11 protein-coding genes are annotated in these 14,376 nt (G+C 63.4%); 4 read left to right on the forward strand and 7 right to left on the reverse strand.

Annotation, left to right across the window (positions count from 1 at the left end):
• Positions 1-45: 45 nt before the first annotated feature.
• A complete protein-coding gene (locus E0E41_RS18025; RefSeq protein WP_130871253.1) occupies positions 46-1,446 on the reverse strand; it encodes a PLP-dependent aminotransferase family protein in 1,401 nt (466 codons plus the stop codon).
• Positions 1,447-1,637: 191 nt separating this feature from the next.
• Here E0E41_RS18025 and sigG point away from each other — a divergent pair, with 191 nt between their 5' ends.
• The 4 genes from sigG (at position 1,638) to ppk1 (ending at position 6,758) form a co-directional block, all read left to right on the forward strand.
• Entirely contained in the window at positions 1,638-2,408 is a 771-nt protein-coding gene (gene sigG / locus E0E41_RS18030; protein ID WP_130871254.1) for an RNA polymerase sporulation sigma factor SigG, read from the forward strand.
• 92 nt (positions 2,409-2,500) lie between these two features.
• Positions 2,501-3,583 carry a hypothetical protein gene (locus E0E41_RS18035; RefSeq protein WP_130871255.1) on the forward strand — a complete coding sequence of 361 codons (1,083 nt, stop codon included), beginning with the start codon at positions 2,501-2,503 and terminating at the stop codon, positions 3,581-3,583.
• A gap of 126 nt (positions 3,584-3,709) precedes the next feature.
• On the forward strand, positions 3,710-4,633 hold the full coding sequence (locus tag E0E41_RS18040) for a Ppx/GppA phosphatase family protein (protein WP_130871256.1): 924 nt from the start codon (positions 3,710-3,712) through the stop codon (positions 4,631-4,633).
• Entirely contained in the window at positions 4,617-6,758 is a 2,142-nt protein-coding gene (gene ppk1, locus E0E41_RS18045; RefSeq protein ID WP_130871257.1) for a polyphosphate kinase 1, read from the forward strand. Before E0E41_RS18040 ends, ppk1 begins: the two co-directional genes overlap by 17 nt.
• 41 nt (positions 6,759-6,799) lie before the next feature.
• On the opposite strand, the gene E0E41_RS18050 is transcribed toward ppk1, so the two are convergent.
• The 6 genes from E0E41_RS18050 to glmS form a co-directional block, all read right to left on the reverse strand.
• Positions 6,800-8,164, reverse strand: a complete 1,365-nt coding sequence (locus E0E41_RS18050) for an MATE family efflux transporter (protein WP_130871258.1) — start codon at positions 8,162-8,164, stop codon at positions 6,800-6,802.
• 156 nt (positions 8,165-8,320) lie between these two features.
• Positions 8,321-8,878, reverse strand: coding sequence for an ArsR/SmtB family transcription factor (locus tag E0E41_RS18055; protein WP_130871259.1), 558 nt, complete (start codon positions 8,876-8,878; stop codon positions 8,321-8,323).
• Positions 8,879-8,989: 111 nt separating this feature from the next.
• Positions 8,990-9,862, reverse strand: a complete 873-nt coding sequence (locus tag E0E41_RS18060; protein ID WP_242623873.1) for an ABC transporter permease — start codon at positions 9,860-9,862, stop codon at positions 8,990-8,992.
• Positions 9,863-9,866: 4 nt separating this feature from the next.
• Positions 9,867-10,823, reverse strand: coding sequence for an ABC transporter permease (locus tag E0E41_RS18065; RefSeq protein ID WP_130871261.1), 957 nt, complete (start codon positions 10,821-10,823; stop codon positions 9,867-9,869).
• 98 nt (positions 10,824-10,921) lie between these two features.
• Complete coding sequence (locus tag E0E41_RS18070) at positions 10,922-12,490, reverse strand: ABC transporter substrate-binding protein (RefSeq protein WP_130871262.1); 1,569 nt, start codon at positions 12,488-12,490, stop codon at positions 10,922-10,924.
• 11 nt (positions 12,491-12,501) lie between these two features.
• A complete protein-coding gene (glmS, locus tag E0E41_RS18075) occupies positions 12,502-14,334 on the reverse strand; it encodes a glutamine--fructose-6-phosphate transaminase (isomerizing) (protein ID WP_130871263.1) in 1,833 nt (610 codons plus the stop codon).
• Between the last annotated feature and the right edge of the window lie 42 nt (positions 14,335-14,376).

A 14,376-nucleotide genomic window follows, 5' to 3' on the forward strand; every position in this document is an offset into this window, starting at 1 on the left:
AGCCGCCGCTGATGCCGAATGGCGTCAGCGGCGGCTTTTTGATGCTCAGAAGCCCCAGGCCAGTTTGAGCTGTTCCAGAGCAGGGGCCATCTCCTGGGCGGCAATGCGGGTATAACCCAGAATGAGGGCGGGAGGGCGGTCGGCAGGGGTGGGGGACAGGTCATAGGCCGACAGAGGGGAGAGCCCTACCCCTGCCCGGGCGGCCCGCTCCACCAGGTCGGCCTCGCTCCACCGTTTGTCCATCCACAGCAGCAGGTGGAGCCCCGCGTCTCCGCCGGAAAAAGAGCCGGCCTCCAGCAGGCCGGAGCCCCGGGCGGCGGCCAGCAGAGCTTCCCGCCGGGCCCTGTACCGGGTGCGGCTGCGGTTGAGGTGCCGCTCAAAGTGACCCCGCTCCATGAACCGGGCCAGGGCGTACTGTTCAAAGGAGGGGACGGTGGAGGAGTAGAACCAGAAGTCCCGCCGCCATTTCTCCAGCAGGGCGGGGGGCAGCACCATATAGCTCACCCGCAGGGAGGGAGCCAGGGTTTTGGCAAAGGTGTTCAGGTAGATCACCCGGCCCCCGCCGTCCAGGCTCTGGAGGGCGGGGATGGGTTTGCCGGAGAAGCGGAACTCACTGTCGTAGTCGTCCTCGATGATATAGCGGTCTGGCTCTTCCGAGGCCCACCGCAGCAGGGCCTGCCGCCGGGGAGCGGGCATGATGATGCCCAGGGGGAAGTGGTGGGATGGGGTGACATGGACCACCCGCACCTGGCGGAGGTCCAGCTGGTCCACCCGCAGACCCTGCCTGTCCAGGGAGATGGGCTCCACCCGGGCGCCGCAGCTGGCCAGGATACGGTGGGTCTTTCCGTATCCCGGGTCCTCCACGCCGTAGGCGCCCTGCCGGCCCAGCAGCTGGACCAGCAGGCCGATGAGGGTCTCCGACCCGGCCCCCACCACGATCTGGTCCGGGTGGGCCCGGATGCCACGGAAGCGGTAGAGGTGTCCTGCGATGGCCTGCCGCAGCTCAGGCACTCCCTGGGGATGGGGGGCGGAGAGCAGACGGTCCTCCTGCTCGGACAGTACCTCCCGCATGAGCTTGGCCCAGGTGGAGAAGGGGAACAGGGAGGTGTCCACGCCGCCGGTGGAGAAGTCCCAGCGGAAGGCGGGCCTTACCGGCTCCCGCAGGTCGGGGGAGGGGGAAGGTTCCGGCGGCTGAGGCTCCTGGGCCCCGGCCTGGACAAAAAAGCCCCGCCTGGCCTCCGAGCGGAGATAGCCCTCCGCCAGCAGCTGGTCGTAGGCCCCCTCCACCGTCACCACGCTCACCTTTAAATGGGCGGCCAGAGCGCGTTTGGAGGGCAGCCGGGCCCCGGCCTTCAGCTGCCCGGTCTCGATCTCGCCCCGGATGTGGCGGTAGAGCTGTTCGTACAACGGCCGGCGGTCCCCGGCATCCAGAATGGGTGTGAGCATAAGCGTGCCTCCCGACTGACCTGATCAGATTTCCTGTTTAGTATAAACAAGACCAGACCAAATAGCAACGGGGAGGGGCGAAGTCCATCGAAAGCGGTCTGACGATAAAAAATATACCCCCCGGCCCTGCCGTATGAAAGGGTCTGCCGCGGAAATACTGAACACAGATTCCGAGGCAAGGGGGCAGAACTGTGCAGGGAAAGGTAGAGATCTGCGGCGTCAACACGTCAAAACTGAAGGTGCTGAAAAACGAGGAGACCATGGAGCTGCTCCGCCGCACCAAGCAGGGGGACATGGAGGCCCGGGAACAGCTCATTGCCGGCAACCTGCGCCTGGTGCTCTCTGTGATCCAGAAGTTCTCCAACCGGGGCGAGAACGTGGACGACCTGTTCCAGGTGGGGTGCATCGGCCTCATCAAGGCCATTGACAACTTCAACATCGACATGGACGTGCGCTTTTCCACCTACGGCGTGCCCATGATCGTGGGGGAGATCCGGCGGTATCTCCGGGACAACTCCACCATGCGGGTATCCCGCTCCATGCGGGACACCGCCTACCGGGTGCTTCAGGCCAAGGAGAAGTTCATGGCCGAGCACCAGCGGGAGCCCAGCATCGACGAGATCGCCAAGATGCTGGAGCTGAAGCGGGAGGACGTGGTGTTTGCCCTGGACGCGGTGCTGGACCCGGTGTCCCTCTATGAGCCGGTGTATGACCACGGCGGGGACACCATCTGCGTCATGGATCAGGTGAAGGATTCCAAGAACACCGATGAGAGCTGGCTGGAGCACATCGCCCTGAAGGAGGCCATGGCCCGGCTCACCGATCGGGAGCGGCACATTCTGGCCCTGCGGTTCTTCCAGGGCAAGACCCAGATGGAGGTGTCCGCCGAGGTGGGCATCTCCCAGGCCCAGGTCTCAAGATTGGAAAAGAATGCGATCAATCAGATCAAAAAGAATATCTGAGGAACGCTGGAAAGCGATTGCCATTCCCGGGTGCGCCGTGATACAATAAACAAGATCACAGAACACAGAAATAGAAAGGGGTCCTGTTTCCCATGAGCTTTACACTCCCGCAGTATCACGGGCCTGACTTTGAGCAGGCGCAGCTGAAGAACGCACCTGACGTGACGTTCCAGCCCGCCCCCATGGACGGCGTGGCGCCGGAGGGGTATCATGCCACCAGCATTTTCCCGGAGTATTTCAAAGTAAACGGGACCTGGCTGCTGGCGGAGGAGAGCCGGATGGACTGCGTGGCCGCCCTGCGGGACGGAAAGATCGCAGTGGTGGAGTTCCGCAACCTGAAGGCCGGTGAGCCGGTGGTGGTGGGCCGCACGGAGGACGGCTCCCAGGGCATCTATATTTATGCCAATGGCTTCAATGAGGAGAAGGGGGAGCAGGAGACCTTTTCTTTCCGGCAGGGCCGCTCCCGTGAGACGGCCTACTCCATGGACTACGATTCCATCTATGAGCTGCTGCGCTATGAGAAGGACCATGGCCGCATCCTGTGGGTGATGGGTCCCGCCTGCGCCTTCGACCACGACGCCCGGGACGCCTTTGCCGCTCTGGTGCGGGGCGGCTATGTCCACGGCGTGCTGGCGGGCAACGCCCTGGCCACCCACGATCTGGAGGCGGGCTATCTCCGCACCGCCCTGGGCCAGGATATCTACACCCAGAAGAGCATGCCCAACGGCCACTATAACCATATCGACACCATCAACGCCGTCCGGCTGGCCGGCTCCACCGCCGCCTTTGTCAACTCCGGCAAGGTGAAGGATGGCATCATCTACGAGTGCGTGAAGCATGATGTGCCCTTTGTGCTGGTGGGTTCCGTCCGGGACGACGGCCCCCTGCCTGAGGTGTACGGCAACGTGTACGAGGGCCAGGACGCCATGCGCAATCTGGTGAAAGATGCCACCACTGTTATCTGCATGGCCTCCACCCTCCATACAGTGGCCACCGGCAACATGACCCCCTCCTACCGGGTGGTGAACGGGGTGGTACGCCCGGTGTACTTCTACTCAGTGGATGTGTCGGAGTTCGCGGTGAACAAACTGCGGGACCGGGGCAGCCTGTCGGTGCGCACCATCGTCACCAACGTACAGGATTTCGTGGTCAATGTCCGCAAGGGCGTTATGTAACAGCAGAGAGAAAAAGCGACAGGGCCGCGCCGTTTGGCGCGGCCCTGTAAATCTTTTGTAAAATCCATTGCTATTGTGGGGAAAATAACGTAAACTAAGCCAAGTGTGAGAAAGGGGGACGGGGCCGTGAAGTGCGGAATCGTGGACGTGGGCTCCAATACCATCCGCCTGTCCATTTACCACTGGGAGGGGCAGACCTTCAAGCTCCTGATGAACAAGAAGGAAATGGCGGGACTGGCGGGCTATATCAAAAACGGCGTGCTCTCCGACAGCGGCATCCTGGTGGCCTGCCGGGTGCTGGCGGGGTTCAAGGCCCTGCTGCGGAACTTCGATATCGACCAGCTCTATGTGTTCGGTACCGCGTCGCTGCGGAACATCGTCAACACCGAGGAGGCACTGGAGACCATCCAGGCGGTGACCGGCCTCCAGGTGGAGGTGCTCTCCGGGGCGGAGGAGGCGTCCTTCTCCTTCCTGGGCGCCACGGTGGGAGGCGGCGCTCCCGGCTGCGGGCTGCTGGCGGATATCGGCGGCGGCTCCACCGAGCTGGTGACCTACCGGGACGGCGCTATCACCTCCGGCTGTTCTCTGCCCATGGGCTCGCTGTCCCTCTTTACCAAATATGTCTCCGGCCTGTTTCCCACCAAGGAGGAGCGGAAGGCCATCCGAGCTCAGGTGGAGGAGGAGCTGGAGAAGGCCAGGATCGCCGGCCTGCGGTGCAGACACCTGACCGGCGTGGGCGGCACCATCCGGGCGGCGGCCAAGCTGTGCAACGACCTGTCCGGGGCGGACCCGGACAACCGGATCATTCCGGTGGGGGAGATCAGGTCTCTCTATAAGGACCTGAAGAAGGGGGACCGGGACACTTTGCGGCAGATCCTGCGATCGGTGCCCGACCGGGTCCACACCATTCTGCCCGGCCTGGCCATCCTGACCGCCGTTCTGCGGGCCTACCAGGTGGAGACTGTGTCGGTGAGCACCTGCGGCGTGCGGGAGGGCTATCTGCTCAACCGCGTGATAGGAGTGAACAATCAGCATGACGAAGGAAATTGATACCCGCTACACCCAGGAACGGGAGCTGTCCTGGCTGCGGTTCAACGAGCGGGTGCTGGAGGAGGCCAAGGACGAGAGCGTGCCGCTGTTTGAGCGGCTGAAGTTCGCCGCCATCTTTACCAGCAACCTGGACGAATTCTTTATGATCCGGGTAGGCTCCATAAGCGACATGACCCTGTCCAAGCAGACCCACGTGGACAGCAAAAGCGGCCTGACCCCCGCCCAGCAGCTCCAGGCCATCTTCAAGACGGTGCCCGGCCTGTACAAGCAGCGGGACAAGATCATTGCCCAGCTGGAAAAGCGGCTGCGCACCTGCAATATCTGCAATCTGTCCCCCGATGAGCTGGACGGCAAGGAGCGCAAGCAGGTGGAGCGGTGGTTCAGGGACTACGTGCAGCCGGTGCTCTCCCCCATGGTGGTGGACAGCCACCACCCCTTCCCCCATCTGCCCTCCAACAGCCTGACCATCGCCCTCACCCTGCAGATGGAGGGCAGGCAGTGCTTTGGTCTGGTCCCCATCCCCAAGAATCTGCCCCCCTACCTGCGGCTGGAGGAGCGGGGACTGCGGTATCTGCTCACCGAGCAGGTGGTGCTGGCTTTTGCCGACACCCTGTTTGAGAACTGCCAGGTGGAGGAGAAGTGCGTCATTTCGGTGACCCGCAACGCCGACATCAGTCCCGAGGACGAGGACTATGACGTGGGAGAGGACTTCCGGGCCCACATGCAGAAGGTGCTGAAAAAGCGGGCCCGTCTGGCTCCGGTGCGTCTGGAGATCCAGGGGGAGGCCTCCGCCGAGCTGCAGCAGTACCTGTGTCAGCGGCTGACCCTCACCCCGGAGCAGGTGTTCCGCTCCAAGAGCCCGCTGATGATGAATTATGTGTATTCTCTGGAGAGCAAGCTGCCCCAGGAGAGCGCCGCCGCCCTGTGCTATCCGCCCTACACCCCCCAGTGGCCTGCCGGACTGGTGAAGGGGGAGAAGCTGATCCCACAGATCCTGCGGCGGGACGCGCTGATGTTCTACCCCTACCAGAGCATGGAACCTTTCCTCCAGCTGGTGCGGGAGGCCGCCAACGACCCGGCGGTGCTCTCCATCAAGATCACCATTTACCGTCTGGCCTCCACTGCCAAGCTGGTGGAGTACCTGGCCGCCGCGGCGGAAAACGGCAAGGACGTGACGGTGCTCATGGAGCTGCGGGCCCGGTTTGACGAGCAGAACAACATCGCCTGGGCCCAGCGCCTGGAGGAGGCGGGGTGTACCATCCTGTACGGCTTTGAGCGGTACAAGGTCCACTCCAAGATCTGCCTCATCACCCGCCGGGAGAAGGGACACATCCAGTACATTACCCAGATCGGAACCGGCAACTACAACGAAAAGACCGCCAGGATGTATACCGACTTCTGCCTGATGACCGCCAGCCCCGCCATCGGTGCCGACGGGACGGCTTTTTTCCAGAACATGGCCATCTCCAACCTGAACGGGGAGTACCACCAGCTGCTGGTGGCCCCCAACAGTCTGAAGAACAAGCTGCTGGACCTGATGGACGGGGAGATCGAAAAGGCCCGTCAGGGCAAGCCGGCCCGGATTTTCGTCAAGGTCAACTCGGTGACCGACCGGGCCCTCATTGACAAGCTGGCCCAGGCCAGTCAGGCGGGCGTGCCGGTGACCATGAATGTCCGGGGCATCTGCTGCCTGCGGCCCGGTGTGCCGGGTCTCACCGACCATATCAAAGTGTTCTCCATCGTGGGCCGGTTCCTGGAGCACCCCCGGATCTACGCCTTCGGCGTGGGGGAGGAGACGAAGCTCTATATCGGCTCGGCGGACCTGATGACCCGGAACACCGAGCGTCGGGTGGAGATCGCCTGCCCGGTGCTGGACCCGGCGGTCCGCCGGCAGATCCGCCACTATGTGGAGCTGTATTGCTCCGACAATGTGAAGGCCCGGGTACTCCAGCCCGACGGCTCTTATACCCGTGTGGAGCGGCCGGAGGGCGCTCCCGCCGTCAACGCCCAGGAGGCGCTGATGGAGGAGGCGAAGCGGGAGGCGCTGGCCGCTGTCCAGACCCCGCCGGTGCAGGAGCGGAAGAAGGGCCTGCTGGCCAGGATCTTCGGGCGCCGGGAGAAATAAAGAAAATGGCTGTCGTCTCAGACGACAGCCATTTTTCGCGGTCACATGGACAGCAGCCGCTTGCGGCACCAGGCCCGGCTGTGCCAGCGCCACAGGAAGAGAAGGGCCCGGAAGCACTCGTCGCAGGCCATGGCGATCCACAGACCTGCCAGGCCCAGCCCGGCGGACATGGACAGCAGCAGGCCGCCGCCCACAGCGGTAAGCCATGCGCTGATGACGCAGATGGTGATGGGGAAGCGGATGTCGCCGCAGGCCTGCAGGGTACGGCACATGACGATATTCACCGCCCGGCCCACCTCCAGGGGAATCTCAATGAGCATGATGGTGTGGAACAGGGTCAGCACAGCCACATCGCTGGTGAACAGCCGCAGCAGGGGGGTACTGAACAGGAACAGAACCACAGATACGATGGTGGAGATGGTCACTGCCGCCGCCAGGGTAGTCTTGACCCGGCGATCCACCTCGTCGATGCGCTCCGCCCCCATGAGCCGGGCCACCACCACCTGGGCGGCCTGGGCGATAGCGGAGGCGAACATATAGGTCAGCATGGCGAACATGTTGGCGTACACCCGGGTATTGATGACGAACAGGGCGAAGTGGTTGCAGATGGACTGGATGCAGATCTGGGAGAGGTTGTAGGAGATGGACTCGCCGCCGGTGGGCAGGCCGATGCGCAGCAGCCGCCGCAGCTGGTCGGCGGGGAAGGGGCGCAGGTGGGACAGCCGGATCACCGGGCCGAACCGCCGCCGGAACAGCAGTGCGATGACCACCACGCCGAAGACCCGGGAGATATCGCTGGACAGCGCGGCCCCCGCCACACCCAGGGCCGGCAGGCCGAAGGCTCCGTTGATGAGCAGGGCGTTGCCGCCGATATTCAGCAGGTTCATCAGCACCGAGATGATCATGGTCTCCTTCATCATCTGGCTGCTGCGGAAGAAAGCGGTGAAGGTGAGGTAGATGGACTGGAACACCATGCCGCCGCCGATGATACGGATGTACAGGCAGGTGTCGGCAAAGATCTCCTCCGGCACCTTCATCAGGTGGAAGATGGGGCCGCACAGGGCGATGAGCAGCCCGCCGATGGCCAGACCGAACACGCCGTTGACCACCAGGGAGATGGTGTAGGTCTCATTGACCCGTTTGGTGTCCTCAGCGCCCAGGTACTGGGCAATGAGGATCATGGAAGCGGTGCAGATCACCGAAAAGACCAGCAGCAGCAGGCTGGTGATCTGGTTGGCGTTGCCGATGGCCCCCACACCATTGGGGTCGTACCAGCCCACCATGATCTGGTCGGCGTTGCCGACCAGCATCTGCAGCAGCAGCTCGATAAAAATAGGCCAGGTAAGGGAGAGAATGGTACCGGGCCGGCGGGGCCGCGCCGCCGGGGTGCACAGAGCTTTTTCCATGGGAACTCCTTCTCAAATTTTTTCGCACGAAATATTATAAGAGTTCCAGAATGGAATTCAATAGGGAAAATCCATGGCTTTTGGCGGCGTATCAGGGGATCCTTTATTAAAATTCCAAAAATGAGGCCCGCCGCGTAAGCGGCGGGCCTCATGCAGTCACTGTTTCGGCTCTTCGGCGCGGTAGGCCATAACGACGTATTCCCAGTGCTCCGCGTTTTCCGGCGTGTGGGTGCCGTGGCTGTCCAGGTAGTTGGCCACCAGTTCCGCCAGCTCCTTTCGCTCCTCCGTGGACAGGTGGAGGGCGCCGAACCGGAGCAGACTGTGCTGGTCCAGTTCCTCCTCAGAATATAAGTGGGTGGTATTGATCATTCCACGGAAGACGCCGTCCACCAGATTGGCGGCCATGGCCTCCCGCTCACCCTGAAAGGTGTCCTTTCGCCCCAGATGCAGCCGGATATCCACGTCGTCCAGGGAGTAGAGCACGACCGGTTCACCGTTCTTTCCCTGCCTGGTCTCCATCAGAACCAGACCGAGATCCACCAGCTTTTTCAGGTGTCCCTGGGTAGAGACGGGGGACAGGTTCATGCGTCTGGCCACGCCGTTGGCGGACAGGGGGTGGTCCGCAAGACGCAGCAGATGTACGATCTCCTGTCGGACAGGATGCAGCAGAACGCGGAACTGGCTTTTTTGCTCAAGGTCGATGATTCTGGACATGTACAGGCTCCCCCCTTTTATTGTCATCTTAATGATAACACCGAAAGTTTGCCTGTGACAAGAGAAAATGCATATTTTCCTGCAGACGGAAGAGGACTTTTTGGGGAAACTTCACCAGGTGGGAAGCCGCCGGTTCCGGGTGTCCAGGGCATCCCGCAGGCCGTCGCCGATGCCGGCCAGACAGAACACCGTCAGGATGATGCACAGGGCCGGAGGCAGCCAGGCCCAGGGCCGGCCGGTGAGAACGGTCAGGTCGGCGGCGGCCTTGATGAGGCTGCCCCAGGAGGCCTGGGGTGTGCGGATGCCCACACCCAGAAAGCTGAGGCTGGATTCGGACAGGATGGCCCGGCCCGCCCGCAGGGGGATGGAGCACCACACCGGGGAGATCACGTTGGGCAGCACGTTGCGCCGCAGGATGAGGGAGCGGCTGGCGCCCAGGGCCCGCACCGCCACAATATACTCCTGATCCCGGATGGTGAGGGTATTGCCGTAGACCAGCCGGGCGATGCCCGTCCAGCCCAGCAGGCCCAGTACCAGCACGATGTTCAGGGCGGAGGGGCCCACCAGAGCCACCAGGCAGAGTACCAGCACGATGCTGGGGAAGGACTGGACGATGTCGGCCAGCCGCATGATCCAGAACTCCCAGGCTCCCCGGCGGTAGCCGGCCAGCAGGCCAAGGGGTATGCCCACCGCCGCGCTGATGGCGGCGGCGCTCAGGCCGATGAGCAGGGAGACCTGCCCGCCGCACAGCAGCCGTGCCAGCAGATCCCGGCCCACGTCGTCGGTACCCAGCCAGTGCTCCCGGGAGGGCGGGGCCCAGAAGCCGGCCTCCATATCGCTGGCATTGGGCTCCAGCCCCAGCAGGGGAGGCAGCAGAAAGACCAGCAGAAGCTCCAGGCAGAGCACGATGAGGCAGAACATGGCCCGCCGATCCCCGCGGAACCGGGCCCAGGGGCTGCGGGGCAGGTAAGCGTGACATTCCATGGCCCTACCCCTTCCCATACCGCACTCTGGGGTCGGCAAAGCCATACACCAGGTCCAGGAGCAGGTTGGTCAGCAGCACCGCCAGGGCGATGACCACCGTCACACCCATCACCACCGGGTAATCCCGCTGGGAGATGCCGGAGAAGAGCAGGCTGCCCATGCCGGGCCAGCCGAAGATCTGCTCCACCACCACCGAGCCGCCCAGGATATGGGGGATGTGGCTGAGAATGGTGGTGAGTACCGGAACCAGAGAGCCCCGGAAGGCGTGGCGCACCATGACCGCGCCGTCGGTCAGCCCCTTGGCCCGGGCGGTGACGATGTAGTCCTGGCCCAGAGCCTCCAGGCAGGCGGCTCTGGTCTGCTTGACCAGCTCCCCCAGACTGCTGACGCACACCACCCCGGCGGGGAGGATCAGGTGGCGGAGCAGGTCGGGCAGGGAGGTGAAGGTGCCGGCGGTGTACATGCCGTGGGTGGGCAGCCAGCCCAGGGTGACGGCAAATACAGCGATGCCGGCCAGGCAGAGGAAAAAGCCGGGCACACCGTAGCTGATGAGGCTGAGGACCGAGGTGATCCGGTCCCAGATCGACCGGGGTTTCCAGGCGGCCAGAATGCCCAGCGGAAGGGCGATGGCCACCGCCAGCACCACCCCGCTGCCGGTGAGCAGCAGGGAGGGGCCCACCCGCTGGGCGATGAGGCGGCTCACCGGCCGGTCATAGAAGTAGGATTGCCCCAGATTTCCCCGGAACAGTCCGGCCAGCCATTGCACATAGCGGACGGGCAGAGGCTGGTCCAGCCCCAGCGAGGCCTCCAGCGCTGCCTTGTCCGCCCCGGAGGAGGCTCCCTCACCCATCAGGTCGGTGATGGTGCCGGGGGCCAGGTTGACCATGAGAAAGACGAGCAAGGTGATCCCGAAAAAGACGGGAATAGCCGTGATGAGACGGCGACGGATATAGCGACCCATAAGCGTTCGGTTCCTCCTGCACTTCCGGCCTTGCGGCACGGGCCGCTATGGGCGGCGGCCCTACGGAGGTTTTTTCTGTCTGAATGGGACCGGCCCGGTCAGCCGGCCTTAAAAGTCCACTCCCACACGTTCTCGTTGGAGAAGCTGGAGGAGGGATAGTCGATGTTGTCCACGGTGGGTGACTGGGCGTGGAGGGTGCGGCCGAACCACAGAGGGATGAAGGGCCGCTCCTGGGCCAGCAGGTCCTGAAGCTGATCCACCAGCGCCTGCCGCTCGTCGCCGCCGGGAGCGGCCTTGATCTGGGCGATCAGGGTGGTATAGGGGGTCAGATCCGCCACGTGGAAGATGTTGTTGCCCTGGCTGAACCGGCTTTCGGTGAACCAGAGGGGGAGGGCGCCCGGGGTGTGACTGGCGATGGCCATGTCGTACTTGCCCTCCGCCATACCGGAGAACAGAGTGGCGGAGTCCACCGTCTCGATGGTGACGGCAACGTCCGCCTCGGCCAGCTGCTGCTGCATAAGAGCGGCCAGGCCGGAGCGGTTGGAGGTACAGGCCAGGGTATAGGTGGTGCCGTCATAGCCTCCCTCTTCCAGCAGAGCCCTGGCCTCATCCACATCCCGGCTCCAGGTAAGGGAACTGGTATATGCCGTCCCGGGGGTCAGGTCGCTGGCGGTAGGCTCACCCAGCCCCTGGGTGGACTGGAGACACAGGGCCTCCTTGTCCAGGGCCAGGTCGATGGCCCGGCGGATGGCGGAGCTGCCGATGGTCTCGTTGTTGAGCATCAGCTCATAGAAGGTGTTGGGCACCGTGCCCTCCAGCACTTCGATCCCGCCGTCCTCGGCGGTCTGAAGGTCGTCCGCGGCCAGGTTGCCGCCGAAGGCGTAGTAGTCCAGATCCCCCGCGATCAGGGAGGGGAGCAGATTGGACTTGTCCATCACGGTGATGACCAGCTTGTCAAAACCGGGCCGCCCCAGCTGATAGTCCGGATTGGCCTGGAGCGTAAGCTGACTGCCGGGAATCTCCTCCACAAACTTGCAGGGGCCGGAGCCGACAGGGGCCTGCCACAGCTCCAGATCCATGACCTCCGCCGGATCCGTGTCCTCCAGCAGATAGGTGGGCAGCACGTAGAACTCCCGGTTTCGGTCCAGCAGGAAGTCCTCCGGGGTGGTGGGGGTCTTGAAGGTGAGACGCAGGGTGTATGCATCCGTGGCCTCCGCGCCCAGAGCCTCCCCCTCGATGGCGGCGCCGTTTTCATCGGTGCCGGCCAGCACATTGAATACTGACCGGCCCAGGGTGGGGCAGTCGGGGTCGGTCATCAGGGCGATGGTGTCCGCCCAGTGCTCTGCCGTTACAGGGGTGCCGTCGTGGAAAGCCGCGTTCTCGTCCAGGTGGAACACCACCGACATGCCGTCGTCGGCGCTCTCCCAGGAAGTTGCCCCCCGGGGATCCAGGGAGCCGTCGGCGTGGACGTAGGCCAGCCGGTCGTAGATCTTGTCACACACAATGCGGGTGTAATTGCTTCCCGAAGGGCTGTTGTAGGGCATGAGGGTGTCCCAGGCGTTGGACATGCCGTAGCGCATCACGCTGGCCGCTTGCTGGCTGGGCCTGCAGGCGGCCAGGGAGAGGAGCAGGATCAGAGTCAGGAACAATACAGTCAGCTTTTTCAAAAGACCCCTCCTTATTCTACCGTAACGGACTTGGCCAGGTTTCTCGGCTTGTCGATATCGCACCCGCGCTGGAGGGCCACATAGTAGGCGAACAGCTGCATGGGCACCACCTCCAGGGAGGGGAGCAGCAGGGGGTGAGTGTCGGGGACGGAGATCACGTGGTCGGCGGTTTTGGCCATCTCAGCCGCCCGGCTGCGGGTGGTGAGACCCAGCACGTCGGCGCCCCGGCTCTTGACCTCCACCACGTTGCTCATGGTCTTTTCAAACAGGGCGCCGTAGCCCGCCAGAGCCACCACCAGGGTGCCCGGCTCGATGAGGGAGATGGTGCCGTGCTTCAGCTCACCGGCGGCGTAGGCCTCCGAGTGGATATAGGAGATCTCCTTCAGCTTGAGGGAGCCCTCCAGACCCACGGTGTAGTCCAGGTTGCGGCCGATGAAGAACATGGAGGGGTGGTTGAAGTAGATGGAGGCGAAATACTGGATGTCGCTGCGGTTGTCCAGGATCTCCTCCATCTTGTCGGGAATGCGCTGGAGCTCCTCCAGAATGGTCCGGTAGTCCTCCTGGGAGATGGAGCCCAGCAGGTCGGCACAGTACAGGCCGATGAGGTAGATCACCGCCAGCTGGGTGGAGTAGGCCTTGGTGGTGGCAACGGCGATCTCCGGCCCGGCCCAGGTGTACAGCACACCGTCGCTCTCACGGGCGATGGTGGAGCCCACCACGTTGACGATGGAGAGCACCTTGGCGCCCAGCCGTTTTGCCTCCCGCATGGCGGCCAGGGTGTCGATGGTCTCGCCGGACTGGCTGATGACCAGAGCCAGGGTGCGGTCGGTCACGATGGGGTCGCAGTACCGGAACTCCGAGGCCAGGGTGACCTCCACCGGTTTGCGCAGCAGCTTTTCCAGAATGTATTTGGCGTTCATGCCCACATGGTAGGAAGAGCCGCAGGCGATGATGCACAGCTTGTCCATATCCCGGATGTCCTGGGCGGTGAAGGACAGGCCCTCCAGCACCACCCTGCCGTCCTGGATCCGGGGAGAGATGGTCTTGCGGATGGCCTCGGGCTGCTCCATGATCTCCTTGGCCATGAAGTGCTCATAGCCGCCCTTCTCAGCGGCGGAGATCTCCCAGTCCACGTGGTGGTGCTCCTTCTCCACCGGACGCAGGTAGGAATCGTATACCCACAGGTGATCCGGGGTCAGTTCCGCGATCTCCCCGTCGTCCAGATAGCACACATCCCGGGTGTACTTGATCAGGGCGGTGACGTCGCTGGCCAGATAGTGGGCTCCCTGGCCGAAGCCCAGGATCAGGGGGGAATCCTTGCGCACGGCGATGAGCCGGTCAGGGCAGTCGGCGCACAGGATGCCCAGAGCGTAGGCGCCCTGGATGCGGGAGAGGGTTTTGACCACTGCATCCAGCAGGTCGTCCTTATAATAGTATTCCAGCAGCTGGGCCACCACCTCTGTGTCGGTCTGGGACACGAAGCGGACCCCCTCCGACTGGAGGAACTCCCGCAGGGCTACATAGTTCTCAATAATGCCGTTGTGTACCACGGCAAACCGGCCGTCCTGGCTGACCTGGGGGTGAGAGTTCACATCGGAGGGCTCCCCGTGGGTGGCCCAGCGGGTGTGGCCCAGGCCCAGGGTGCCGTGGACGGTACTGCCGCCCTTGGTCAGATCATAGAGCACTTTCAGGCGGCCCTTGGCCTTCTCCACCTGAAGGCCAAGTTTCGGATCATATACCGCGATGCCCGCGGAATCATATCCGCGGTATTCCAAACGGGACAGGCCGTCCAACAGGATAGGAGAGGCCTCTTCCCGGCCGACAAATCCAACGATACCACACATGTGCGTTCCTCCTGGCACTTTGACTTAAAACAATTATACAGT

It is taken from the genome of Intestinimonas massiliensis (ex Afouda et al. 2020) (assembly GCF_900626285.1).
In the GTDB taxonomy this organism is placed as follows: domain Bacteria; phylum Bacillota; class Clostridia; order Oscillospirales; family Oscillospiraceae; genus Flavonifractor; species Flavonifractor massiliensis_A.

What these genes read in the sequence shown, in the direction of transcription:
- E0E41_RS18025 (WP_130871253.1), bottom strand. Translation starts at nt 1,446, where the DNA reads ATGCTCACACCCATTCTGGATGCCGGGGACCGCCGGCCGTTGTACGAA.
- E0E41_RS18035 (WP_130871255.1), top strand. Translation starts at nt 2,501, where the DNA reads ATGAGCTTTACACTCCCGCAGTATCACGGGCCTGACTTTGAGCAGGCG.
- ppk1 (WP_130871257.1), top strand. Translation starts at nt 4,617, where the DNA reads ATGACGAAGGAAATTGATACCCGCTACACCCAGGAACGGGAGCTGTCC.
- E0E41_RS18050 (WP_130871258.1), bottom strand. Translation starts at nt 8,164, where the DNA reads ATGGAAAAAGCTCTGTGCACCCCGGCGGCGCGGCCCCGCCGGCCCGGT.
- E0E41_RS18055 (WP_130871259.1), bottom strand. Translation starts at nt 8,878, where the DNA reads ATGTCCAGAATCATCGACCTTGAGCAAAAAAGCCAGTTCCGCGTTCTG.
- E0E41_RS18060 (WP_242623873.1), bottom strand. Translation starts at nt 9,862, where the DNA reads ATGGAATGTCACGCTTACCTGCCCCGCAGCCCCTGGGCCCGGTTCCGC.
- E0E41_RS18065 (WP_130871261.1), bottom strand. Translation starts at nt 10,823, where the DNA reads ATGGGTCGCTATATCCGTCGCCGTCTCATCACGGCTATTCCCGTCTTT.
- glmS (WP_130871263.1), bottom strand. Translation starts at nt 14,334, where the DNA reads ATGTGTGGTATCGTTGGATTTGTCGGCCGGGAAGAGGCCTCTCCTATC.